At 52.0% G+C, this 22969-nt stretch carries 22 protein-coding genes and 1 tRNA gene; 9 read left to right on the top strand and 14 right to left on the bottom strand.

Annotated elements, in window-relative coordinates; translation table 11 throughout:
• Positions 1 to 4: 4 nt before the first annotated feature.
• The 9 genes from D3A97_RS16555 to D3A97_RS16515 all read right to left on the bottom strand — a co-directional run bounded on the left by D3A97_RS16555 (position 5) and on the right by D3A97_RS16515 (position 8065).
• Positions 5 to 604, bottom strand: a complete 600-nt coding sequence (locus D3A97_RS16555; protein ID WP_157986590.1) for a hypothetical protein — start codon at positions 602 to 604, stop codon at positions 5 to 7.
• Positions 601 to 1002, bottom strand: coding sequence for a hypothetical protein (locus D3A97_RS16550; RefSeq protein WP_119079641.1), 402 nt, complete (start codon positions 1000 to 1002; stop codon positions 601 to 603). Before D3A97_RS16550 ends, D3A97_RS16555 begins: the two co-directional genes overlap by 4 nt.
• 12 nt (positions 1003 to 1014) lie before the next feature.
• The gene (locus D3A97_RS16545) at positions 1015 to 1533 is read right to left on the bottom strand and encodes a flavodoxin domain-containing protein (RefSeq protein WP_157986589.1); all 519 of its coding nucleotides are present in this window, start codon (positions 1531 to 1533) and stop codon (positions 1015 to 1017) included.
• 10 nt (positions 1534 to 1543) lie between these two features.
• Entirely contained in the window at positions 1544 to 2374 is an 831-nt protein-coding gene (locus D3A97_RS16540) for a universal stress protein (RefSeq protein ID WP_119079639.1), read from the bottom strand.
• Between the two features lie 200 nt (positions 2375 to 2574).
• Entirely contained in the window at positions 2575 to 3015 is a 441-nt protein-coding gene (locus D3A97_RS16535) for an Hsp20/alpha crystallin family protein (protein ID WP_119079638.1), read from the bottom strand.
• Positions 3016 to 3155: 140 nt separating this feature from the next.
• Complete coding sequence (gene ppsA, locus D3A97_RS16530) at positions 3156 to 5531, bottom strand: phosphoenolpyruvate synthase (RefSeq protein WP_119079637.1); 2376 nt, start codon at positions 5529 to 5531, stop codon at positions 3156 to 3158.
• 6 nt (positions 5532 to 5537) lie between these two features.
• The gene (locus D3A97_RS16525; protein WP_232825999.1) at positions 5538 to 6605 is read right to left on the bottom strand and encodes an AI-2E family transporter; all 1068 of its coding nucleotides are present in this window, start codon (positions 6603 to 6605) and stop codon (positions 5538 to 5540) included.
• 162 nt (positions 6606 to 6767) lie between these two features.
• A tRNA-Cys gene (locus tag D3A97_RS16520) sits at positions 6768 to 6837 on the bottom strand.
• Positions 6838 to 6841: 4 nt separating this feature from the next.
• Complete coding sequence (locus tag D3A97_RS16515; RefSeq protein ID WP_119079635.1) at positions 6842 to 8065, bottom strand: sterol desaturase family protein; 1224 nt, start codon at positions 8063 to 8065, stop codon at positions 6842 to 6844.
• Between the two features lie 150 nt (positions 8066 to 8215).
• On the opposite strand from D3A97_RS16515, the gene D3A97_RS16510 reads away from it, so the two are divergent.
• The 8 genes from D3A97_RS16510 to D3A97_RS16475 all read left to right on the top strand — a co-directional run bounded on the left by D3A97_RS16510 (position 8216) and on the right by D3A97_RS16475 (position 15631).
• Positions 8216 to 9340 (top strand): hypothetical protein, encoded by a 1125-nt coding sequence (locus tag D3A97_RS16510; RefSeq protein ID WP_157986588.1) that lies wholly within the window; start codon positions 8216 to 8218, stop codon positions 9338 to 9340.
• Between the two features lie 66 nt (positions 9341 to 9406).
• Entirely contained in the window at positions 9407 to 10030 is a 624-nt protein-coding gene (locus D3A97_RS16505; protein WP_119079633.1) for a Crp/Fnr family transcriptional regulator, read from the top strand.
• Between the two features lie 59 nt (positions 10031 to 10089).
• The gene (locus D3A97_RS16500) at positions 10090 to 10890 is read left to right on the top strand and encodes a sulfite exporter TauE/SafE family protein (RefSeq protein ID WP_119079632.1); all 801 of its coding nucleotides are present in this window, start codon (positions 10090 to 10092) and stop codon (positions 10888 to 10890) included.
• A gap of 67 nt (positions 10891 to 10957) precedes the next feature.
• Complete coding sequence (locus D3A97_RS16495; RefSeq protein WP_119079631.1) at positions 10958 to 12370, top strand: MBL fold metallo-hydrolase; 1413 nt, start codon at positions 10958 to 10960, stop codon at positions 12368 to 12370.
• Positions 12371 to 12394: 24 nt separating this feature from the next.
• The gene (locus tag D3A97_RS16490) at positions 12395 to 12958 is read left to right on the top strand and encodes a YeeE/YedE family protein (RefSeq protein ID WP_119079630.1); all 564 of its coding nucleotides are present in this window, start codon (positions 12395 to 12397) and stop codon (positions 12956 to 12958) included.
• Between the two features lie 10 nt (positions 12959 to 12968).
• Complete coding sequence (locus D3A97_RS16485) at positions 12969 to 13469, top strand: YeeE/YedE family protein (RefSeq protein ID WP_119079629.1); 501 nt, start codon at positions 12969 to 12971, stop codon at positions 13467 to 13469.
• A gap of 141 nt (positions 13470 to 13610) precedes the next feature.
• Positions 13611 to 14474: a hypothetical protein gene (locus tag D3A97_RS16480; RefSeq protein ID WP_157986587.1), complete on the top strand. Its 864-nt coding sequence runs from the start codon at positions 13611 to 13613 to the stop codon at positions 14472 to 14474.
• A 338-nt stretch (positions 14475 to 14812) separates the two neighbouring features.
• A complete protein-coding gene (locus tag D3A97_RS16475; RefSeq protein WP_157986586.1) occupies positions 14813 to 15631 on the top strand; it encodes a hypothetical protein in 819 nt (272 codons plus the stop codon).
• A 480-nt stretch (positions 15632 to 16111) separates the two neighbouring features.
• On the opposite strand, the gene D3A97_RS16470 is transcribed toward D3A97_RS16475, so the two are convergent.
• Positions 16112 to 16330, bottom strand: coding sequence for a hypothetical protein (locus D3A97_RS16470; RefSeq protein ID WP_119079626.1), 219 nt, complete (start codon positions 16328 to 16330; stop codon positions 16112 to 16114).
• 194 nt (positions 16331 to 16524) lie between these two features.
• Between D3A97_RS16470 and D3A97_RS16465 the strand changes: the two genes are divergently transcribed.
• Positions 16525 to 16764 carry a helix-turn-helix transcriptional regulator gene (locus tag D3A97_RS16465; RefSeq protein ID WP_119080144.1) on the top strand — a complete coding sequence of 80 codons (240 nt, stop codon included), beginning with the start codon at positions 16525 to 16527 and terminating at the stop codon, positions 16762 to 16764.
• A gap of 62 nt (positions 16765 to 16826) precedes the next feature.
• Here the strand turns inward: D3A97_RS16465 and D3A97_RS16460 are convergent, their stop codons facing one another.
• The 4 genes from D3A97_RS16460 to D3A97_RS25045 all read right to left on the bottom strand — a co-directional run bounded on the left by D3A97_RS16460 (position 16827) and on the right by D3A97_RS25045 (position 22925).
• Positions 16827 to 17555: a hypothetical protein gene (locus tag D3A97_RS16460; protein WP_119079625.1), complete on the bottom strand. Its 729-nt coding sequence runs from the start codon at positions 17553 to 17555 to the stop codon at positions 16827 to 16829.
• 93 nt (positions 17556 to 17648) lie between these two features.
• On the bottom strand, positions 17649 to 18887 hold the full coding sequence (locus tag D3A97_RS16455) for an MFS transporter (RefSeq protein ID WP_232825998.1): 1239 nt from the start codon (positions 18885 to 18887) through the stop codon (positions 17649 to 17651).
• A 142-nt stretch (positions 18888 to 19029) separates the two neighbouring features.
• Positions 19030 to 21426 carry a glycoside hydrolase family 31 protein gene (locus tag D3A97_RS16450; RefSeq protein WP_119079624.1) on the bottom strand — a complete coding sequence of 799 codons (2397 nt, stop codon included), beginning with the start codon at positions 21424 to 21426 and terminating at the stop codon, positions 19030 to 19032.
• A gap of 314 nt (positions 21427 to 21740) precedes the next feature.
• Positions 21741 to 22925: a WD40/YVTN/BNR-like repeat-containing protein gene (locus D3A97_RS25045; RefSeq protein WP_198674036.1), complete on the bottom strand. Its 1185-nt coding sequence runs from the start codon at positions 22923 to 22925 to the stop codon at positions 21741 to 21743.
• Positions 22926 to 22969 lie beyond the last annotated feature (44 nt).

Genomic DNA, 22969 nt, shown 5'->3' with positions numbered 1-22969 from the left:
GTGATTATTGCCGGGACACAATGCCGTGCTTACGCAGTTCCCTGGTTATCACTTTGCCGTATTCATGCGCCATTTTTTCCAGGGATTCGGGATCGAATGTCATTGTTTGGGTGGCAAACAGCCGCCCGCCTTTTTTTACGTTGTAGAAGTTGCTTTCAAAAAGGTACTGGTCCGCCTCTTTATAAAATTCAGGAGCAAACAGGCGGAAATAGTCCTTTGCGTATTGATCTGACAGGAGATAGTAAAGGCTGCCCGGAAGAAAGAAACCTTCGGTGCTTTTGTTCAGCAGGGAGATGGTCAGTACGCCGTCTATCCCGGCTTCCGAAAATTGCCGCATTACATCCTTGTCTTCTGTACTGATGAAGGAAAATATATCAAACCCGGCTCCCGCTGTTATGGCGGGAATGCCCATGTCAGTGAGGTCTCCGGCAACATGGGCTTCCATTCGTCCCCTCAGGAGTGAATCAGGCATCATGCCTACTACCAGTATTTTCTGATAGGTTTGTCGGGTAAGTACCGGTGATGTCCAATAGCCGGTAGGCCTGGTGGAATAACATCCGGCCATGAATAAAGCTGTACCCAGCAGCAATATTGAATATTTCATGTTTGTTCGTTTAGGTCGGTTTCCGGGATCTCCGGCCCGGCTTGCACCTGGGCCGCCAGCGCTTCCAGTTCTCCAAGGGTACGGTCGTCAGTTGCGGTGGTTTCCAGCCATACTTTACCGGAGCGCCTGAAAACCTGGGCATTAAGCCCCAGCAAGTGCTGGAACTGTCGTTCCAGTTGCCTGGCTGTTACTTGCGGCCCTACGTCGATCCAGCCGGCGGAATGAATGTTACGGATCTCGTCTATCGGTGTGCCTGCGGGCAGCAGCTCGGATGGCAGGCTTCCTTCATAAGGGGCATGAGGGTTCTTGAAGAACAGGATCTTCAGGTTCGGGTAAATTGCCCTGAACTCATTCTGGATGGACTCCAGCAGAAACTCTTCCGTAATGAATATTTTCATGATGATACCGTATTAGTGTTGCAGTTCCGGTTGAAGGTTATGGAGCTCATTCAGAATGGGCTGGATATGCTCCCTGGATACGCTGTTATAATCTTTCGTATTGATATTTTCTCCTCGCCACTTTGCCATACGGGAACCCATTGTGAGCAATAGCTTGTCCATTAAAGACAGCTTTTTGAATCGCAGGCTGCCGGGTAAAAAATGCACGCCTGCCTGGTCCCTCAACAGCGCGGGTACGCCGCCTTCGTAGTAACTTCTGAGCTTCTCCGTTTCGTGAAGCGGAGTGCCGGCTACGATGAAGAAGATCAGCTTTTTCCCTTTCAGCCACGCCGCATGCTGCCTGAGCCAGTTGGCGAGCTGGAGTTTCCCGATGTACACGCTTGTTCCAATAATTACGTAGTCAAGCCCGGAAAGGTCTTTTTCGCTGACAAATTCGGCTTTGATGGCTTGCGTGTTCAATGCGGCTGCTACCCAGATGGCGTACTGCATGGTGGCGCCGTATTTTCCTTTGAAAAGTACTATCCCTTTCATGATCGCGGGTTTATGGATGTGTAATGAACAAGGGGATGTCGGCCGTTCGCAAAATGCTGTCAGCATCGCTGCGGTGGAAGAAACGGGAGGCCCTGCTGCGGCCATAGGCGCCGAAGGTCATTATGCTGTCTTTTTTGTGTATCACGGTTGCCAGCAATTCGGCCGAGGGCACGCCCTGCAGGGTCTCAAAAGTTATGTTCTCAAAATGATGGCGCAGATAGCCTTTGAGCAGTTTCCCCTCCGGTATCTGAACCTGGCCCTTTTCAACTACATATATCACCCTGACCGGAACATCGCTAAGTTCTTCAAAGAGCTGTGAAAACTGGCGCAGGGCATATGTTGACGAATCAGAGCCATTGTAGGAGAATATGATCTCACGGATGTAATGTACATGTTCGGGGATGACCATTACCGGGCACCGGGCGTCTGCCAGCAGGTCTTTCACAAAGGCGGGCGGATTGGAATCAGGCAGCATGGCAAAAGATGTAGTGTTCCGGACCAGCAGCAGGTCAGCAAAGCGGCTCTCGGCAATAACTTCGGTAGCCGGCATGCCGGCCAGTTCCCGCACCGTCACGTCCATACCACTGTCCCGGTAAAAATTCTTCAGCCGTTGTACGTTGTGATGGGCTTTTTCCTGCCTTTCTTTTATATTTTTCCGGAAGATCTCATCATAGTCTATCAGGCCGGTTTCCAGGTTTGCGGGAACGGCATATTCACCCACAATATTCTCCAAAAACAGCACGGTTAGCTTACCCCGGGTTTTGTCAGCCAGGTATTTGTAACTGCGCAGTTCCTGTTCTGAAAAGTTAAGTGCGTCTACGGCGGCTATTATTTTTTTCATATCGCAAGATTTGATACGAATGTAGCCGAAACCGGCCGCAGGGGAAATGACGGGAAGAGGAGCGCTCCATGATCCTGGTCAACGCGGTGTTATGTTTCATGCCGGCAGTGGCGTGATGATCATGTACCGGCTGGCTGCGGGACGTCAAGAGAAAGCCCCGGCTAACCAGCCGGGGCTTTGCGATGCGGGTTGCTGTGCTCTTATTTTACCGCTATCTGTACGCTGGCGGGTTGCTGTTGCGCTTCTTCCTTTTTGGGCAGGGAAAGATGCAGCACCCCGTCAGTATACGTAGCACTGATCTTGGAAGCGATCACGGAAGCGGGCAAGTCGAAACTACGGTAGAAACTGCTGTAGTTGTATTCTTGTTTGGTAAACTTCTTGCCTTTTTCTTCCGAGGAAACCTCCTTTTTGGCACTTACGGTCAGTTCCTGGTCCGTTACATCAATTCTGAAATCTTCTTTTTTCATTCCCGGAGCAGCCAGGGAAATCTCAAAGCGGTCTTTTTCTTCAACAATGTTCACTGCCGGAACGGTCAGCAGTGCGGACGTCTTTTTTCCATTGAATTCGAACCATGAGGGCAACAGCTCTTCCAGCACGGAAGGCAGCAGGCTTGATGGCCTTGTTAATAATGAAGTTTGCATTGCAGGAATTTTTTAAGATGATGGATTGAATTTTATATGATCAAAATTACAGCAGGGCCAACGAGAAAAGTATGATGGGCGTGCATGCAGCGGTTGATTGTTGTCAATGCCATGCCCTTGAAAAACGGCCCTGCGCCGTATTATTGCCCGGTGACCTGTTTTTCAGCGGCCCTTACCCGGCTCAGGCCCTGCAGCAGCGTATCCGGACTGAAAGAAATACTGCTGATGTTGCGAGATACAAGGAACTCTGCGTAGCCGGGGATATCACTTGGGGCCTGCCCGCAGAATCCTGCCGGTACACCGGCTGCCGCTGCCGCGCTGATCAGTTGGTCTACCATCAATTGGCAAGCCGGATCTTCTTCCGAATAAGCGCCTGACAGTATGGCGGAATCCCTGTCTATGCCCAGTACCAGCTGCGTGAGATCATTGGAGCCGATGGAGAACCCGTCGAATATTTCAGCGAATCCGGCTGCGCAAAGTACATTGGAGGGCAACTCGGCCATAACGTATACTTCAAGGCCGTTCTGGTTCCGCTCAAGTCCGTATTCTTTCATCACTTTCAATACCTCGCGGCCTTCCGGCACCGTTCGGCAAAACGGTACCATCACCTTTACATTGGTGAGGCCCATGTTGTTCCGTACCTTTTTTACGGCTTTGCATTCCAGCCCGAACCCTTCTTTATACAGTGGATGGTAGTAACGGGACGCTCCGCGGAAACCCAGCATGGGATTTTCTTCATGCGGCTCAAAAGCGGCCCCGCCAATCAGCATGGCATATTCATTCGTTTTGAAGTCACTCATGCGCACTATCACGTCTTTGGGATAGAATGCGGCCGCTACTGTGGCGATGCCGGAAGCGAGCGTTTCAATAAAATATTCCTCACGGCTGGCATACCCTGCTGTGAGCCTGTCTATTTCCGCTTTGGCGTCTTTATTCGCGAGCTCATCATAATTGACCAGGGCCATGGGATGTATTTTTACGGTGTGGGTGATCATGAACTCCAGCCGCAGGAGGCCAACGCCGTCATTGGGGAGGCCGGCCAGCCTGAACGCCCTGTCCGGGTCACTGAGGATCAGCATTACTTTCGTGTTCCCGGGCATTTGCTGTGCTTCCGCGGTTATTGTTTCTGTTTCGACCGGCAGCATCCCTTCATACACAAAACCCGTTTTGCCTTCGCTGCAGGAAATAGTGACCGGCTGCCCGTTGTGGATGCGTTCGGTGGCGTTAGTTGTTCCTACAATGGCGGGAACACCCATTTCCCGGGCTACAATGGCAGCATGGCTTGTTCTGCCCCCGGTGTTGGTGACAATGCCGCCGGCCTTTTGCAATAGCGGGTCCCAATCCGGAGAGGTATTCGTTGTTACGATAATGTCTCCGGGGAGGAGGGCAGATGCTTCCAGCGGAGAAGCCAGGAGCCGGGCCGTTTCGGCTGCAATGCCGCTCCCGACTGCTTCTCCCTGCACCAGCACAGGCCCTTTCTTTAACAGCCGCTGTGTAGTGGTCGCTGGCCCCTGGCGTTGGGCAAACACCGTTTCCGGCCTGGCTTGCAGAATGAACAACTCTCCCGTTATACCGTCTTTGGCCCATTCAATGTCCATGGGTTGCCGGTAATGCGTTTCAATGGCCAGTGACCAATGGGCAAGCTGTACAACTTCCGGCTCGGTCAGTACCCTCATTTTGCGGCGTGCCGGTGCCGTCACGTCCCTGCGGAGGTTGCCGCTTCCCGGATCGTAGCGCATGGTCGTTTCTTTTTCACCTGTTTTCCGCCGGATAACGGCTTCTTTTCCTTGCAGCAGGCCAGGTTTAAAAACATAATATTCATCAGGTTGCACTGTACCCTGTACAATATTTTCGCCAAGCCCCCAGCAACCGGTAATAAGCATTACTTCCCGGCAGCCGCTGTCCGGTTCCAGTGAAAATACTACTCCCGAAGAACCTTCATCCGCATTTATCATACGTTGTATGCCCACGGAAATAGCTACTTCTGCGTGGTTTATTTCCCGTTCTTCCCGGTACTTGATAGCCCTGTCTGTGAAGAGGGAGGCGAAACACCGGCGTACAGCGTCCAGCACTTGCTCCTTTCCGGTAATATGAAGAAAGGAATCGTGCTGCCCGGCAAAGCTGGCTGCAGGAAGGTCTTCCGCCGTGGCGCTGCTTCTGACTGCCATCGGCTGCGGCTCGCCATTACACAGTTCTTCATACGCATTGCCGATGTCTGCTGCCATGGCGGCGGATAAAACACCCTGCAACATCCGCTGCCGTATTGCCATGCCTACCTGGTGAAGGTTGGCATAGGTCTGCCGGTCCAGCTCTTGCAACAGGGCGTAACAGTCTTGCAGCGTGTTCTCCTCCATAAAGGCCCGGAAGGCTGCCGTGGTAACAGCGAAGCCTTCCGGCACCCGGATGCCTGAGCGTTGCAGGCCGGATACCATTTCACCCAGTGAGGCATTTTTACCGCCTACGGTGTTGATGTCTTTCAGACTGATATCGCTGAATTTTTTGATAAATGCGCTCATGATAGATCAGTTGTTTTTAGGAAGTTCTGCGGCATTCCTGGAAAGGAGCGTTCTGAGCACTTCCCAGTTTTCCATATGGTCTGCCATAATTTTCAGAATGGCTACGAAAGGAATGAACAATACCATGCCTGCTACTCCCCAGATGATGCCCCCGGCCAGAATGGCCACCAGCGTGGCCCATGTGCTGACGTTTAATTGTGTGGCTACTACTTTCGGGAATATCACATTGGCTTCCAGGTATTGAACAAACGAGAACACGCCAATAACGCCAAGCGGGTACCAGATGGAGGCATGGGAGATCCAGGCCGCTGAAATGGGGAGTAATGCACTGATAATGATGCCGATGTATGGAATAATGGTCATCACCGCCGTCAGCACGCCAAACAGGATAGCATGGGGGATTCCCAGCGCCGCCAGCCCGATGCTGTTCAATATTCCGACAATGAGATATACGATGACCATGCCCTTGATGTATCGGAAATAGGTATTCGTTACTTTAACAAGCGCTGCTTCCAGCCGCTCCCTGTATACCGGGCCGGCGTACTGGAGCAGGGCGCGTACAAAAACTTTGCGGTGGTAAAGGAACAATGCCGCAAAAACCGGGGTCATGAACAGTATGAATAATGTACTGACCGTAACGCCCAGGGTACCCCGCAGCAGCGGGGCGGCTAAACTGCCAACCTGGTCGGAAAGCTGATGCCACCAGGGAGCCTGCGCTGTTACCGTAATGCCCAGCCGGCTTGCCAGCCAGGCCTGCAGCTGCCGGAAGGCGAGATCCAGTTTTTGGGAAATAACAGGCCAGTCTTCCAGGAAAACCCGCAATTGCCAGTAAAGCAGAAAGATCAATATAAAGAAGAGGAGCACTACTGTTGAGACAGACAAGGTAACAGCCATTGTGCGCGTCCACCCCCTGGCTTCCAGCCTCCGGCACACCGGGAACATGACCAGGGCCACCAACAGCCCCATGAATAGCGGGATAAAGAGGGTTTTCCCAAAATACAATATTACCGAAGCCACCAGCACTATATGCAGCCATTTCAGGAGTGAGGCCATATGACAAGAAACCTGCTTCATGTACCGAATTTCGCGATTGCCCGGCACGCGGCTGATGACAGTGATGCCCTTCGGCCATGATCTACATCACTGGTAACCAGGAGTGCTTTTCAGTGGCTGCGGGGAGGCGGCAAAACAAAAAGCCGGAAAAACGCGCAATTCTCCGCGTTTCCCCGGCTTATGTAGCCGTGGGTGGATTCGAACCACCGTGAAAGGCTTTGCAGGCCTTTACCTAACCACTCGGCCACACGACAATATCATTGCGCCCGCTGGAACAGCAGGCGGTGCATAGACCTTTCAATACGAGAGAAATAGAACGTTACCAGGCCCGCAAACAGCAGTACGCTCGCAAATACGTACAGGTGCGGGAAGTACACCAGGAACGTAACGGCAATGAGCATCATGCGCGCGTATTCCAGGTAAAAGAACCATTTTTTCTGCTCCAGTATGGCCCCGGTATTAACAAGGCTGAGCAGGATGAACAGCACAATGAATACGTTCAGGCCAGCGGGTATGTAGGCCTCCAGCAGGGTGGCCGTAAACAGCAGGCTGATGCTGATCACTGTTTGTATGACAATGTAAATGCGCTGGAACTTTGTTTGTTTGCGGGCTGCCGTTTTCCGCAGCCATACCGCTTCCAGCTGCTCCCTGATATCCGGGTCTATATCGTCAGGTTTGCCAAAGATCACCTTCCAGCGCGCTTTCCAGCTGCCGGCCCGTTTAAATGCGGTCAGCAGCTCCAGCATAAAGTGGAATTGCTGCCAGAGGAAGCTGTGGCTTTTCAGCGGCTTGGTGAGGCCATACACGCAGAGCTCTTCATTTTGTTCCGGTGTGAAGGTGCCGAACATCTTGTCCCAGATGATGAGTACGTCCCCATAATTTTTGTCGAGGTACTTTTCATTGGAGCTGTGATGTACGCGGTGGTGGGAAGGCGTTACCATAAAGTATTCCAGGATGCCCAGTTTGCCGATGGTCCGGGTGTGGATAAAGAAAGGGTAGAGGCCGTGTACCAGCAGGAGGGAAGTGATCATGGCCGGTGGAAAGCCCGCCAGCGGCAATATTGCCCAGAACAGGGAACGGGCCGCGGCCTGGAACACGGTGATCCTGGCAGACACTGTGTAGTTGAAGTCTTCGCTTTGGTGATGCACTACGTGCGCCGCCCAGAGAATGTTCACTTCATGCGCGAGGCGGTGGTACCAATACCATACAAAGTCCGTGGCCAGAAAGAGCAGGAACCAGGTATACCAGGTGGGCCTGATATGCCACAGCGCAAAGTTGCGGTAGATGTAATCAAAAAAGAAATAGAACAATCCTGTCACAAAAATGTCCAGCAACCGCTCGGCTATGCCAACATTGAGGTTGGCGATGGATTCTGCGAACTGGAAGTAGTTCTTTCCCGTTCTGCGGGATAGGAGATATTCCAGCGCAATGAAAAACAGGAACCCGACAATGGATAGTGCGATCCAGTTGAAGTGATGCATAATATGGTTAGTCTATTGATTTTGTAGACAAATATAATTGTTTAGGATAATTGCAGCAAGTTTTTTTTACGTCTTGCGGATCGTCCTTGATTATTTTTGTATTTTGAAGGTTAGTGACCCAATACCTATTGTTAACTTAAAAACCACTTTATGAAGCTCTGTACCTTATTCTTTCTCGTACTTTTATTTCCGCCTATATTGTACGCGCAGGCCTATGGCCCTGATAGTTGGCAAATGCTGGGAAGTACCAATGATGGTGCGGCCCCATACAGGTATTACTACTACAAAATACTTGAAGTAAAAGGAAACGCGGACCGTTATGCTTATGTTGCAGATATCAATGTTCAGGCAGATGCCAATTCCTTTAATCAACAAGGAACCTACCGTATCCGGATAGATAAATACGAAGGAACAGTAGGGCGTTTTGATGGGGTAGAGATCCGGTGTACTTCGGGTAACCCTGAAGCCGCAACGTTCTACATTTTTGACAATGCCATATGGATGCGCTCCAATAATCGATGGGGCGCCATTTTTTACAAGACAGAAAGTAATGCTGGTTATAGCTCACCGCTTACCGGCGGGCAATGGGGCAGCACCGTTGAACCGCCTGCAGGACATCTTGCTGAAACTTCAAACTATGGGTTGAAGTGTGATTTTGACAATAACCAGATTTTCAGGCTACCCTACGTGAATACAGCCGGTGACTTGTACACGAATGGAAAATTAGGCGTTGGCGTTGCAAATGCTACTAATCAGCTGGTATTGCCCAATGCAAGGCATATTGCCTGGAAAAGCCCGGATGGAACCGCGGAGAACGTAGGCATTGTTACAAATGCGAGCAACGATTTAAGCTTTTACGTAGGAGGGCCGGATAAAATGTATATTAAAAATGCAACCGGCAACATCGGTATCGGAACCAATGACCCCGGCAACTATAAGCTCGCAGTTGAAGGCGCTATTTGCGCGCGGAAAGTGAAAGTGACCCAGCAGCAGACCTGGGCAGACCATGTATTTGAAGACAACTACGCTCTTTCAACGCTATATGAGCTGGAAACATTTGTAAAGATAAATAAACATCTTCCCGAAGTTCCAGCAGAAAAGGAAGTTAGCACCAACGGCATTGACCTGGGAGAGATGAACAAAATCCTGCTGCAAAAAGTGGAAGAATTGACACTATACCTCATCGGGCACCGCAAAGAGCTGGATTCATTGAAAAAGGACAATAAAATCATGAAGGAGGAACTAGACAAGCTCAGGCCTACTGCAGCCAAATGACCAGTGCCAGTCACCCCAATGACAGGGATCACCCGTTCTCCCGCCCCGAAAGCGTAAATTTGCGATATGGAGCATCTTGAACAGATACCGGAGTTCCGGTCTTCCCCGGAGCTAAGGGAAGAATTATACAAGTACGGCCTGCAAAAGGAATACAAGGCAGGTACCGTCATTTTGAACGAGAACGCTTCCATCCGTTCCATCCCCATTGTTACCAGGGGGGTAATGAGAGTGGTCAGAACGGAGGAAGACGGAAGAGAGATCCTGTTGTATTACATCAAGGCCGGTGAAAGCTGTATCATGTCTTTCCTGGGAGGGTTGCATAACGAAACCAGCAAGGTGAAAGCGGAGGTGGAGGAGGATGCGGAAATACTCTTCCTGCCTGTTGAAAAAGTACCGCATTTTATCAGGTTATATCCCCAATGGCTGGACTATATCTTCCGGCTGTATCACAAGCGTTTTGAGGAGCTGCTGGAGGTTGTCAACGCCATTGCCTTCAAGAAGGTGGATGAACGGCTGCTTGGCTTGCTCCGCAAGAAATCAGAGCTGGCTTCGTCCCAAACCGTGCAAACCACCCATGAGCAGCTGGCCAATGAGCTGGGTACCGCAAGGGTTGTAGTGTCGCGGTTGCTGAAGCAGCTGGAGGAGAACGGTGTTGTGGCGCTCGGGCGGAACAAAATTACCCTTCTGTAACTAAAGTAGCTGTAGCAGTTGCCAGGTTGATGCATTTTTGCGGTATTAATCTGAAACATATGGACATACCGGGCTACATAGCATCTATCCTGATAGGGGTATCACTGGGCATCATCGGCGGCGGCGGCAGTATCCTGACCGTGCCTGTGCTGGTGTACCTGTTCAGGGTAGACGCCGTGCTGGCAACGGCTTATTCTCTTTTTATTGTAGGCGTTACCAGTATTGCCGGCGCTGTTCCCTATTTCCGGAAAGGGCTGGTAAATGTCAAAACGGCTGTGGTGTTCGGGATACCTTCCATTGCAGCGGTTTTTTTAACAAGGGCCTGGCTGGTGCCGGCCATTCCCCGGGAGATCATGCGTATAGGAGACCGCACCGTTACCAGCAGCAGCTTGCTGATGTTGCTGTTTGCGCTGCTCATGATCGGGGCTTCTTATTCCATGATCAGGAAGGAGCGGCAGCGGGAAGACGCGCCGCCCCAACAACAGCAATTTAATTATCCGCTCATTCTGCTGGAAGGCCTGCTGGTAGGGATGCTGACCGGCCTGGTTGGCGCGGGAGGCGGTTTCCTGATCATACCCGCTCTGGTGGTATTGAGCAAGCTCCCTATGAAGGAAGCGGTCGGAACGTCTCTGGTCATTATTGCAGCCAAATCATTGATCGGTTTCCTGGGAGAAAGTGGTGAAACGCCGGTGGACTGGAGCTTTCTGCTGCTTGTTACCGCGTTTGCCATTGCAGGTATTTTTATCGGTTTCGTTTTGTCCAAAAGGGTGAACAGCGAGCAGCTGAAACCGGCCTTTGGCTGGCTGGTGCTGGTAATGGGCGTTTATATCCTGCTCCGGGAAACAGTAGCGGCTATGTAACAAAAGTAGCTGTACGGTAAAGCCAAATAAAAGACCTTTGTAAAATAGCATATAAAAATAATCAGCCATGAAGATAGAACAGATCTACACGGGGTGCCTGGCGCAGGGGGCCTATTACATCACTTCAAACGGAGAGGCCGCTATTATAGACCCGTTGCGGGAAACGCAGCCTTACCTTGACAGGCTGGAAAAAGACGGTACCACGCTTAAGTATATTTTTGAAACACATTTTCATGCGGATTTTGTGAGCGGGCATCTTGACCTGAGCCAGAAAACGCAGGCTCCCATTGTTTACGGGCCTACGGCAGCGCCCGAGTTTGATGCAATTGTTGCGGAAGACAACCAGGTATTTGAGCTGGGAGATGTTAAGATCAAAGTGCTGCACACGCCCGGCCACACGCTGGAAAGCTCCTGCTTTCTGCTGATAGACGGCAACGGGAAAGCAACTGCTTTATTCAGCGGCGATACGCTTTTCCTGGGAGATGTGGGCAGGCCGGACCTGGCGCAAAAAGCCGCTAATATGACGCAGGAGGAGCTGGCGGGACTGCTGTATGAAAGCCTGTACCATAAGATCCTTCCCCTCCCGGATGATGTCATTGTGTACCCTGCGCACGGGGCGGGCTCTGCGTGTGGAAAAAACATGATGAAAGAAACCGTTGATACGCTCGGGAATCAGAAAAAGATGAACTATGCGCTGAACCAGCCCGGCAAAGAGGCTTTTGTAAAGGCGGTTACGGACGGGCTGCTGCCGCCGCCGGCGTATTTTGGCATGAACGTGGCCATGAACAAAAAAGGGTATCACAGTTTTGACGAAGTGCTGAGCCAGGGCATGAAAGCGCTCTCAGTGCAGGAATTTGAGCAAGTAGCGGAAACAGCCGGCGCCCTGGTGCTGGATACCAGGAGCGACAAATCATTTGCCCTGGGCTTTATCCCGCAATCCATCAATATAGGTTTGAGCGGCGACTTTGCTCCCTGGGTTGGCGCGCTGATAAAGGATGTGAAGCAACCTCTTTTATTGGTAACAGAGCCCGGCAGGGAAGAAGAAGCGGTAACCCGCCTGAGCCGCGTTGGTTTTGATCATGTGCTGGGATATTTGCAGGGAGGCCTGGAGGCCTGGGAAAAAGCAGGTAAGGAAACGGATACCGTTCACCGGATAACGGCAGAAGAATTTGCCGCCGCGGTGAAGCCCGGCAAAAGCAGGGTGGTAGATGTGCGGAAGGAAAGCGAATATGCGGCGGAACACGTTGAAGAGGCGCTTAGCAAACCGCTGGCCTATATCAATGACTGGATGAACGATGTTGACCCGCGCGAACATTTTTATCTGCATTGCGGCGGCGGTTACCGCAGCATGATAGCCGCAAGCATTCTGCAGGCAAGGGGATACCGCAATTTCACGGAGATTGAAGGTGGGTTCAACGCTATTTCCGGAACAGCTGTTCCCCGTACAACATATGCCTGTCAAAGTAAAACAGCCCGGTAATTCCATAAAACAGATAATCAGAAAATGTTCGAGTTCATAAAACAGCCCTGGCCCTGGTACATTGCGGGCCCGCTGATCGGGCTAACTGTGCCCTTGCTGCTCATCATGGGCAATAAATCGTTCGGTATCAGCTCATCACTGCGGCATATTTGCGCATCGTGCATGCCCGCCAACATCCCGTTTTTCAGGTATAGCTGGAAAAAGGAAGTATGGAACCTGTTTTTTGTAGCAGGCATTTTCCTGGGTGGGGCAGTGGCCGTCAACCTGCTTGCAAATCCAGACCCGGTGGTGGTCAACCCCAGCCTGGCAACAGAACTGGCAGGGTACGGCATCACAAATTACAACAGCCTGGTGCCGGAGGAACTTCTCAACTGGCATACCCTGTTTAGCCTGAAAGGGCTGATAATGATGGTAGCGGGTGGTTTCCTGGTGGGCTTTGGCACCCGCTACGCGGGCGGCTGCACCAGCGGGCACGCTATCATGGGCTTATCCAACCTGCAGTGGCCATCTTTGGTAGCCACCGTCAGCTTTATGGCCGGTGGCCTTGTGATGGCCAACTTTATACTGCCGGCAATCCTTTCACTTTAAATACAATAGCATGCAGGAGAATATAACGGCCCGCGCGGGTGATGACGTGCGCAGGCAAGATGCGGTATGCATCAATGAAAGCCGCCTGGAACACAAATGGTACCACAATATCAAATACCTGATCGCGGGGTTGCTGTTCGGTATCGTATTCGTAAAAGCGGAAGTGATCAGTTGGTTCCGCATACAGGAAATGTTCCGTTTCCAGTCCTTTCACATGTACGGCATTATTGGCAGCGCGGTGATAGTAGGGATGATCTCCGTATGGGTGATCAGGAAGCTGAACATCAAAACCATCTACGGTGAACGGATAACCATCGCGCCCAAAACATTCAATAAAGGCCAGATATACGGCGGTGTGCTATTCGGCTTCGGCTGGGCTATTACAGGCGCATGCCCCGGGCCCCTTTTTGCACAGATAGGCATGGGAGCGTCTGTTGTGGCGGTTACGCTTTTGAGCGCTGTAGCGGGCACCTGGGTTTATGGGTATTTCAGGGAGCGGTTGCCGCATTGATTAGACAGGTATAGGTTTTAACCGTGGATTTCCGTATCTTGACAGGAGAGAACCCGACTAAACCCGGTTGTATAATGCCCTTTACCTTTCTACCCTCAATAGGCCCGTATGATTAAATCAATGTTTTTATTTGCAGCTGTCATGGTGCTGACAGCAACTATTGCATTTTCCCAAACTCACAGTCTTTCTTTCAATGATACGCGGAGTGTTAACTATCCGCCGGATTCATTCCGTTTTGAGACCCGTTTCGATTTCAAGTATCGTTCTATAATCGGCGTACCCGGTGACGGTACTTATTCCGGTTTAATGACGGTGGCGCCCTGGAGCGATGCTTCCGGGGGCAACGTTCACCAGGTAAATTTCAACAATGAAGGCCTCTTTTACCGGCAGGGCGCGCAAGGCGGAAGCTGGCAGGAGTGGTCAAAACTGCTAACCAGCCGCGGGGCGCAGGCCATGAACGGCCCGTTGCAGATACGTACGGATCACGATGCTCCCATTACCCTTTACAATACAGAGGCGAACAGCTGGCAGTATATACAGTTTATGGGGCCTGACAATGCCAGGTCTGCCTACATGGGGCTTTCAGCAAGCAACCATTTTCATCTTGTTACAGAACGGGGAGGCAACATTGTGTTTAAGGGTGGTAATGTGGGCATCGGAACAGAAACTCCCGGCACCTGCAAGTTGGCTGTAGAAGGCACCATTGGTGCCCGCAAAGTGAAAGTGACACAGCAAGTCTGGGCAGACCATGTGTTTGCAGATACTTATTCTCTTCCAACGCTATACGAGTTGGAAGCCTTTGTCAAAGCGCATAAACACCTTCCCGAGGTCCCTACTGAAAGAGAGGTCATCGCCAACGGCGTAGACCTGGGAGAGATGAACAAAACCCTGCTGCAAAAGGTGGAGGAACTGACACTTTACCTTATTGAGCACCGCAAGGAACTGGATGCGTTAAAGGCAGACAACAAGAGAATGCTAGAAGAATTGAGCAAATTGAAGAAATAGCAGCAGAAACCTGTCATGCTTGCAAGAGGAACTAAATTTTCTCTTCAAAAGTCTTTGCTTAATAAAACCCTTGTAAGCGATGCCGATCACAATGTCTGAATATCCTGGTCAACCGCATAAACGGCAGCGCTTAATTGGAACAGTCCCGATTTCTGTCTTTCGCCGCGCCATTTTTCGATAACTTCCATCCCTGCAGGCTTTCCTCTTCATCAATATCTAATCCCAATCTAGTTGCTCTTGGAAAATATTTAACGCCAATCGTTCGCCTTTTAGAATCTATTGAATCCCCCTTACCGCCCTGCCCCGCCAAATGCCTTACATTCAATAAAAAACATGTTATGGCAACGCAAACAAGTTTGTTAAAATTCACCGGGAAGGTGGGGAACCTCATCGGTTACCGGGTGGGCAAAAAGTACTACCTGCGCAGCGCGCCGGAGCAAGTACGGCAAAGCCCGCACAGCAAGGTGAGCAGCCGCCACTTCGGGAAGGCCAGCCGCCTGGGGGCTACCGTGCGCCATGCCCTGCACGGGCTGCTGCACGTAAAGCAGGAAATGACGCTGATCAACAGGCTGAACAGGAGCCTGCTGCACGTATTGCGGCAAGATGACCTGCACCGGCAGAAACGTTTTATACCGCGGTACTTCCGTGACCTGGAGCGCTTCTGTTTCACTACGCATGCAGACCTTTCCCATGTTTTGCCCGTACAGGCCGCCGCTATGCGCCATGCGGACGGCAGCATTGGCGTAACCGTTCCCGCCATCCGGCAGCATTTGTGCAACCCCAGGGCCACGCATGTGGGCTTCAGGGCGGTGGCCGTATGCCTGGAGCGCGGTTTTGCCACGGCAAAGGCCGCGGCGTCAGATATGGTGATGCTGAAGGCGGATGAGCCATCGGCGGCGTTTTCGCTGACGGTGCCGGCTGACGGCAACACGGTCACCTGCGTGATACTGGAGGTGACCTGCTGGCAGGTGGAACATGGCCGCCCGTACCTGCTGGCCAACCGGAAGTTTATGGCGGCGCAGATCATTGCCGTGCTGCAGCCGGAGGCAGCGGTGGTAGTGCGGGAAGAGCCTGTTCCGTATGGTACGCAGCGGCAGCCGCGGGTGCAGCCGCCGGTTGTGCCGGGTCTGGTCATTCACCATCCGCAACGGGAATAGCGTACACAACGCCTGGAGTGCCGGGATCGGTCATTCACCATCCGCAACGGGAATAACCTCCGCTTCGCAGATCTTTTTTATACCCTTTACCGCCTCACCAGCCTCGCTGAACGCCCCTTCATGCCCAAACCTCACTTTTTCTTCCTTAAAACACCCTGAAAACACTGTTCCCCGCTGCTTTTTGCCTCGCGCGTGATATCCTGAACATATTTCCGCACCCTTTTTTAGCCGGTGTTAGCTCAAAACGGCATCGCCAGATCATCCCTACACCATTTGCAGGGCATTTCCGCATCAAGTCCACCTACCGTTCGCTTTCCCTTCGCTTACCCTACGGTATTCCCTTTATGTTGACCCGGTGATGCCGGCGTCTAACCTAGGTACGATAGGCCTCACTTATAGGTCTGGCTATGTTTCAACTGCCAGACATTGCCGGGGACTGCCCCAGCGGCGAGGTGTTCGACGTTGATGTTGTTCAACAACCTATTTTGATATCTTTCGACGAAGGTCATTCGCTAGTTCCCAGCCGATTCCCTTGATAGCGTCCCTTTCTACTGGTGAAAGTTTCGCGGGGGATTTCTGCCTTTCGTGGAAGGTTGCCTTCCGCCAGGCAAGCTCTTTGCAAACACGTTTGCGAAAAGTGGTTTCCAGTGCTGTAAAATATTGCGATAACGTTTTCAGTTCGTTTTTCTTCTTTTTCATGGAAAGCCGGATTAATGAACAATGTGAGTAAAGTCAGAAGAGGAGCCATGATTGTCCTTGATCACAACCATGACTTTGCATTTAAAAGTTGCCATCTTAAATGAGTTTTTAATACTCAAATACAATACATATACTTGTACGTGTGAAATATTTTTTCAGACAATGATTCTTTGTGGATCAAAATATACCCGCAAATGCCTGATCCATTACTTAGTCCAATTGAACAATATGTTATAGATACAGTGAAAGCTAAAAGAATAGAAAAAGACTATTCCCAAAAGGATTTAGCCTATATGCTGGATGTGTCTGTAGGTTTTATTGGTGACGTGGAAAACCCTAAGTACCGGGCCAAATACAACCTCAATCACCTCAATGAACTGGCGAAGATATTTGAATGCTCACCGAAGGACTTTTTACCTGATCGTCATATTTAATAACATGTGAAATGAGCTAAATTCCAATGTCTTGATCTTCGCGTATTTGCTTGCGGGCGGAATTAAATTCTCTTCAAAAACCTTTGCTTGATAAAACCCTTGTAAGCGATGCCCACCGCAATGTCTGAATATCCCACGCCCAGGCTGGGATGTACTTTCTTAAAGTTAGTCAGGCCGTAGCCGTATTTTGCAAATACAGATAAAAACTGGAAGTCCTTCAGGCGGAAATACTTGTTTAAGGTTGTGCCAACTGTGAATCCTTTTGTTCTGTTAATGTGGTAGTTTTTACCCAATTCTTCTTCATTGATAACAATAAAGCTATTTGCAGTTAATGCGATGTAAGGTTCCAGTGAAATGTTGTGTTTGAAATTGACAGCATAACCAAAATCGAAGTCTATTTTGTTAGGATTTAGTTTTGCGCTGTTAGTCAGCTGTTCCCCATGAAAGTCCAGGTTTTGTTTGGGGCTTATCGTTGCCGGTTTAAATTTCACTCCGAAGTTGAAATTCCCGTATGCGATTGTCAATCCTACAAGCGGCCCACTGTGGCTTCCTAACCAATTTTCAGTTTTAGCATTGTATTGATAATGATTAAACCCGATGTCTATCCTGATCCCCAGCTTGGCAACCTTTGTACATTCAAAGGCTTTGTATTGAACGCTTTCCCCGGTCTTTATACTTATGTAATCCACCTCAATGGTGTCATTTCCGCAAATACTATTTCGTTCGTAGTGCTGGCCAAATGCGTGTGTTGAGAGCAGTACGGATATCAGGAGGAGCAGGCGATGTATCATAAGGTATTGTGAGATAAATATGCAAATACTAAAGGAACGCGGGAGTACCTTGTACCCTCCTTCAAATATATTAAGCCTGATCTATACATGCAACTAACGGCTGTACTTCTGCAGCAAAGGCCGCCGGTCACCAAACACCAACAACACGGCAATAAGCCCGATGATAAAGAAACTCAGCACCAGGGGAAATACGCCGTATACCATAAAGTGGCTGATAACCGCACCCAGTGATGAGCCGATGAAAAAGAAAACGGTGCCGTAAACAGCCGCCGCAATGCCGGCTACATGGCCCAGTGGTTCCAGCGCCAGCGCTCCGCTGTTAGGCTCTATAGCCAGGTTGAGCGCCATCATCAGCGAAACGGCTATAAAGAACACCCGCATGTCTGGCGGATCATTGGTCAGGAAAGTGAAGAGCAGCAGCAGGCCGGCCAGCACCAGGTAAATGACCAGCAGCCACCTGATGGCCCGCCGGGCGCCGTACCGGGTAGAAAGGCGGGAGTTCATCAGCGCAAAGAACGCCATCAGCAGCCCTATGCCCGCAAATATCCACGAGAACAGCTCCGGCCTGCCGTAGATCTCGCCCACTATCCGTTCGGAGCTGGAAACGTAGGAGCTGAGGGCCGCAAAAAGCAGCGTGGTGGTTACCATGTATCGCAAGAACACACGGTTGCCGGTCACGCGCTTTACAGACTGGCTGATGTTTGCCCATTTGAGCACAATGCGCCGTTCCCGCGGGAGGGATTCTTCCAGCCTGAGAGACCATGCAAAAACAATGACCGCAAATATGGGCGGCGTAAGGAATACCATGCGCCACGATGAAACGTGGAGAATGGCCTGCCCCAGGAAGGGCGCTATAACAGGGGTGAAAAGGAAGATGGTGAGTATCAGGGACATGGTGCGGGCCATCTGATCTCCCACAAACCGGTCACGCACACCGGCAATGGTGGTCATAAATACGGCGGAAGCGCCGGCGCCGGCCACAAAGCGCGCCGCATACATCAGCTCCAGGCTGGGGGCAAAGGTAGCAGCAACGCCGCCGGCAATATAGAGCGGAAACCCGGTGCGCAGTATGGCCAGCCGGCCAAAGCGGTCAGACAGCAGGCCAAAAACGATCTGGGCCACCTGTCCCATAAAAAAGAACTCAATGATATGCGCCGTGGCCGTTGCGGTTGTACCAAGCCCGAAGTGTGCGCGCAGCTCGGCAAACACGGGCAGCATAATGTCTATGCCCAGTGCGGTCAGCATCATGCTGCAGGCGGAGAACGCAATGAACTCGGCCGGCCGCATGGCGCGTTTCTTTTTTACTGGCTGTACAACAGGATTCCCGGTCATTGTTTGCGGTTTTTTGTCAGGCCACACAAAGCTAGGGGCTGCATGTTAACCCTGGGGGGGGGTTATTGGACATTATTACGGGCAGATCTGGACAAAAAAAGGGCCGGGATAGTTTCCCGGCCCGTATAAAGGGAAAGAATGCCTATTTTATCACCAGTTCCTCAAACTGCCTTTCCAGCGCAATTTCCACTACGCCGTTCTGCAGATGCTCCGGTTGCAGCGGCTTTGCTTCCCCGCCGTCTACAATATAGTGGGTGGGCGTAAAGGGAAGGCCGTGTACGCGTACGCGGTGATGCGTATAGTCTGCTTCAAAACGGCCTACGAACTTTTTCTTCAGGCGGAAAAGCGCCGGTTCGGACATTTGTTTGAAACGCACCAGGTTGTACTGGCCCGTTTTGTAGGCGTAGTGGTCACCGGCATCTTCATACAGGATGCTGTGGGTGGTGCCTTCGCCAAAGTACACCTGCAATATCATCTCCATGATCTTCTTTTCGCCCACATATTGCAGGTCAGGGTACTGGGGCACCACGGCGCCGCCTTTCACGAACAGCGGCATTTCTTCAAGGGGGGTGGGCACGGTTACGGACTGGCCGCCGGTGTGGCGCTGGTCATTAAAGTAGTAGTACCAGGTACCTTCGGGCAGGTAAACGGACTTTTCTTTCATACCGGGCTCGCTGACGTGGCTGACCAGCAGGCTGTCTCCCATGAGGAACTCGTGGTTCAGGTCATGGGTATTTTCGTCGTGCTGGGCTACGAAGGCCAGCGGGCGCAGCATGGGCGTGCCATAAGCGGCATATTGCCAGAAAGTGGTGTACATATAAGGCAGCAGGCGGTAACGGAGCTGGATGAACGATTTTATCACGGCTTCGTATTCCGGGCCAAAGCTCCAGGGTTCCTGGTTAAAGCCGGTATCGTTGCTGGCGGAGTGGGTGCGCATGAGCGGGTGGAAGGCGCCCAGCTGTATCCAGCGGGTGTACAGTTCTCCGTCAGGCTCGCCAATGAAGCCGCCAATGTCGCTACCGGCAAAGGAAAGGCCGGAAACGGCCAGGCGCTGGCATTGTACGGAGGCCAGCCAGAGGTGTTCCCAGGAGGCAATGTTATCTCCCGTCCATACGGAGCTCCAGCGTTGTGTGCCGGAGTAGGCGGAGCGGGTGATCACAAAGGGGCGGTTGGGCATCAGGTGTTTTTTGAGGCCCGCCGCGGTGGCTTTGCTCATGAGGTGGCCGTATACGTTGTGCGCCTTGCGGTGGCTCACGTTTTCACCGTCATAATCGTGCCGCACGTCTTCGGGGAAGGTACCCAGCTCAAATACGGCGGGCTCGTTCATATCGTTCCATACCCCGCGCACGCCGGTTTCCGTCAGGCCGCGGAAAAGGCCGGCCCACCATTCCCGTACCTTGGGATCTGTAAAGTCGGGAAACACGCATTTGCCGGGCCATACGTCTCCCTCCATGGGGGCGCCGTCTGCCCGTTTGCAGGCAAAGCCTTTTTGCACCAGCTCCTGGTAAATGCTGTATTCCGGGTCTACTTTAATGCCGGGGTCTATGATCACTACGGTCTTAAAGCCCTGGTCAGACAGGTCTTGCAGCAGCCCTTTCGGGTCAGGGAAACGTTCCTGGCTCCAGGTAAAGCAGCGGAACCCTTCCATATAGTCAATATCCAGGTACAGGGCGTCGCAGGGGATGCCGCGTTTCCTGAATTCCTGGCCTATTTCTTTCACTCTTTTGTCTGGGAAGTAGCTCCAGCGGCACTGGTGGTAGCCCAGGGCCCAGAGGGGCGGCAGTTCCGCCGTACCGGTAATGCGGGCGTAAGATTCCGCTACTTTCAGCAGTTCGGGGCCGTAAATGAAATAGTAGTTCATTTCCCCGCCTCTTGCCCAGAAGCTGCTCACATCGTCCCGCTCGCTGCCAAAATCGTACAGGGTGCGGAAGGTATTGTCGAAAAATATACCGTAGCCTATGCCGTTGTGCAACCCGTAATAGAAGGGGATGTTGCGGTAGAGCGGGTCGGTATCTTTGGCATAGCCGTAGGCGTCCGTACCGAAGTTTTCCAGCCGCTTGCCCCGCAGGTTCAGCTCCGTGGGTTTGTCTCCCAGGCCGTAAAAGGCCTCGCCTTCCTGCACCAGCTTGGTGCAGTAAACGATCTTGCCGCCTTTCTGCAGGTAATATTGCCAGTGAAAGCCGGTCTCGTCCTGGTTAATGACGCGGCCTTCGGTATCTGTAATGGTAATGCGCAGGTTTTCACGGGCAACGAACACCCTGATGGCGGTGGTAATGATCTCGAAAGAGTCCGGCCACTCGCGGATGTCGAAAAATTCGGGCGACTCTTCCAGTTTTTCGCTGAGGCCGTAGGAGAAATCCCGCTGAAAAGTGCCGTCTGCCGCATAGCGGAAACGCACTATCTTATCTGAAATAACCCGCAGTTCAAGTATGGTCTCTGACGTATAGAAGTAAAAGTAATTTCCTTCCTTTTTCCACGATTGAATGTTGTCCGGGTAATGTTTTACCGAGTATTTACCCGATGATGTAGCCACTTGCATCGTGCCGATCTGATTTTCTGATACTATAAAATACAGGCCCGCCGGGGCCCTGTTCCAAACTAAATTATAAAAAAAAGAGGGTTGCCACACATTTTTTTACTGCATTGACCGCCCCAATACCGCCTTTAACAAAATAAATTGCTGCCTTGGCGAACTTTGCCGGAATTATTGCAGTGGAAAATGGTAATTTCAGGTATATGTACTTTTTGCTTTAACCTATTGTTCCGGTTGTGATACAATAAGCGTATTAAAAAAATACAAGGCGCTTCTTTCCAGGGCGCCTTTTTTACGGCCGGGCGTTTTTACCGGTACTGCTACCGCGAGCCTGATGTTCCCTTATCTCCGTGGCTGCTTTCCAGCACGGCCATCTTCCCCTTACTGCCGGCCAAATATACGGTATTCCCTTTTTTCGCCTTTTTTACGGCATGATAGCCCTCCCCGGATATTTCCACCCAGGTAAGCCCCCCGTTGCCCGAAAAATCGGTGCCGGAAGGGCCGGTAGCCACCACATCACGGGCGCTGATGAACTCCACGGCAGACCGGTACCCGCCGGGCCCCTGCGCGGCAATGTTCCATGTAGCGCCGCCGGTATTGGTTATCACGCAGTTAAGGCGGGTCTGTTGCGGCTGCAGGTAGTCTCCGCCTACGGCCACGCCGTGCAGATCATTGCTGAAGGCAAAGGAAAAAATGCCGGTGCTGTTGCCGCCCTGCAGTACCGGGGTGGGCGTTACCGTCCATTTTTCGCCCCGGTAGCGGAAAAAACGGCTCCGGGCGCCGCCGCTGCTGAAAGCGTAGCCGCCTCCGGGCAGGGCCCTGATGCTGGTGCCGCTGGCGGCAAACACGGCCTCGCCTTCCGCGGCTTCCGGGCCGGGGAGGGGTTGCCAGCTTTGCCCGCCGTCTATGGTGCGTATGATGGTGAAGCGCCCGCCGATGGCGTCACCCACGGCCATACCTTCTTTTTCGTTCTGGAAATCCATTCCGTCAAGGAACATGCCTTTGGTATCGTTATAATACACCTGTTGCCAGCTTTGGCCGCCATTGGTGGTGAGGTAGATGCGGGCGGGCTCGGCTATGGCCATTACAATGGCCTTGTCTACGCTGAACGCCTCAATATCCCTGAAGTCGCAACTGTCACAGCCGGGAATGTTGAACCATTGCCAGTTTTTCCCGCCGTTCAGGCTTCGGCCGGCCTTTCCCCCGGTGCCGGATACCCATACTACGGCATCGCTGACCACGCTCAGGCCGCGGATGCTGCTGACAGGAGCGGGCTCCAGCGGCCGCAGGCGCCAGGGAGCGGGAGTTGACGGAGCTTCGGGCAGCGGGGGTGTTGGCTGTACAGTTGCCCTGCTAGGCGGCGCCACACTGGTGGCCTCCAGCCGGCCAGGCGTTGGCGTTCCGGCCACACCGGTAAGCGTCACAGTACCATCGCCCCCTGTTTGCCCGAACGCCGGCGTTCCGGCAACGGCCAGCAGCCAAAGAAACACAACGGCAGGTTTCATATTCTTCCGTTTTGGAGCAATATTAATTAAGAAAAATATAAAAT

The sequence above is a fragment of the Chitinophaga alhagiae genome (assembly GCF_003568665.1).
In the GTDB taxonomy this organism is placed as follows: Bacteria; Bacteroidota; Bacteroidia; order Chitinophagales; family Chitinophagaceae; genus Chitinophaga; species Chitinophaga alhagiae.
Note: the sequence above shows the minus strand (reverse complement) of the source record. Positions and strands in the feature narration are given on the sequence as shown.

Bases quoted from the DNA above. Each gene is read 5' to 3' on its own strand.
- D3A97_RS16555 (WP_157986590.1), bottom strand. From the start codon at position 604: ATGAAATATTCAATATTGCTGCTGGGTACAGCTTTATTCATGGCCGGA.
- D3A97_RS16550 (WP_119079641.1), bottom strand. From the start codon at position 1,002: ATGAAAATATTCATTACGGAAGAGTTTCTGCTGGAGTCCATCCAGAAT.
- D3A97_RS16545 (WP_157986589.1), bottom strand. From the start codon at position 1,533: ATGAAAGGGATAGTACTTTTCAAAGGAAAATACGGCGCCACCATGCAG.
- D3A97_RS16540 (WP_119079639.1), bottom strand. From the start codon at position 2,374: ATGAAAAAAATAATAGCCGCCGTAGACGCACTTAACTTTTCAGAACAG.
- D3A97_RS16535 (WP_119079638.1), bottom strand. From the start codon at position 3,015: ATGCAAACTTCATTATTAACAAGGCCATCAAGCCTGCTGCCTTCCGTG.
- ppsA (WP_119079637.1), bottom strand. From the start codon at position 5,531: ATGAGCGCATTTATCAAAAAATTCAGCGATATCAGTCTGAAAGACATC.
- D3A97_RS16525 (WP_232825999.1), bottom strand. From the start codon at position 6,605: ATGAAGCAGGTTTCTTGTCATATGGCCTCACTCCTGAAATGGCTGCAT.
- D3A97_RS16515 (WP_119079635.1), bottom strand. From the start codon at position 8,065: ATGCATCACTTCAACTGGATCGCACTATCCATTGTCGGGTTCCTGTTT.
- D3A97_RS16510 (WP_157986588.1), top strand. From the start codon at position 8,216: ATGAAGCTCTGTACCTTATTCTTTCTCGTACTTTTATTTCCGCCTATA.
- D3A97_RS16505 (WP_119079633.1), top strand. From the start codon at position 9,407: ATGGAGCATCTTGAACAGATACCGGAGTTCCGGTCTTCCCCGGAGCTA.
- D3A97_RS16500 (WP_119079632.1), top strand. From the start codon at position 10,090: ATGGACATACCGGGCTACATAGCATCTATCCTGATAGGGGTATCACTG.
- D3A97_RS16495 (WP_119079631.1), top strand. From the start codon at position 10,958: ATGAAGATAGAACAGATCTACACGGGGTGCCTGGCGCAGGGGGCCTAT.
- D3A97_RS16490 (WP_119079630.1), top strand. From the start codon at position 12,395: ATGTTCGAGTTCATAAAACAGCCCTGGCCCTGGTACATTGCGGGCCCG.
- D3A97_RS16485 (WP_119079629.1), top strand. From the start codon at position 12,969: ATGCAGGAGAATATAACGGCCCGCGCGGGTGATGACGTGCGCAGGCAA.
- D3A97_RS16480 (WP_157986587.1), top strand. From the start codon at position 13,611: ATGGTGCTGACAGCAACTATTGCATTTTCCCAAACTCACAGTCTTTCT.
- D3A97_RS16475 (WP_157986586.1), top strand. From the start codon at position 14,813: ATGGCAACGCAAACAAGTTTGTTAAAATTCACCGGGAAGGTGGGGAAC.
- D3A97_RS16470 (WP_119079626.1), bottom strand. From the start codon at position 16,330: ATGAAAAAGAAGAAAAACGAACTGAAAACGTTATCGCAATATTTTACA.
- D3A97_RS16465 (WP_119080144.1), top strand. From the start codon at position 16,525: ATGCCTGATCCATTACTTAGTCCAATTGAACAATATGTTATAGATACA.
- D3A97_RS16460 (WP_119079625.1), bottom strand. From the start codon at position 17,555: ATGATACATCGCCTGCTCCTCCTGATATCCGTACTGCTCTCAACACAC.
- D3A97_RS16455 (WP_232825998.1), bottom strand. From the start codon at position 18,887: ATGACCGGGAATCCTGTTGTACAGCCAGTAAAAAAGAAACGCGCCATG.
- D3A97_RS16450 (WP_119079624.1), bottom strand. From the start codon at position 21,426: ATGCAAGTGGCTACATCATCGGGTAAATACTCGGTAAAACATTACCCG.
- D3A97_RS25045 (WP_198674036.1), bottom strand. From the start codon at position 22,925: ATGAAACCTGCCGTTGTGTTTCTTTGGCTGCTGGCCGTTGCCGGAACG.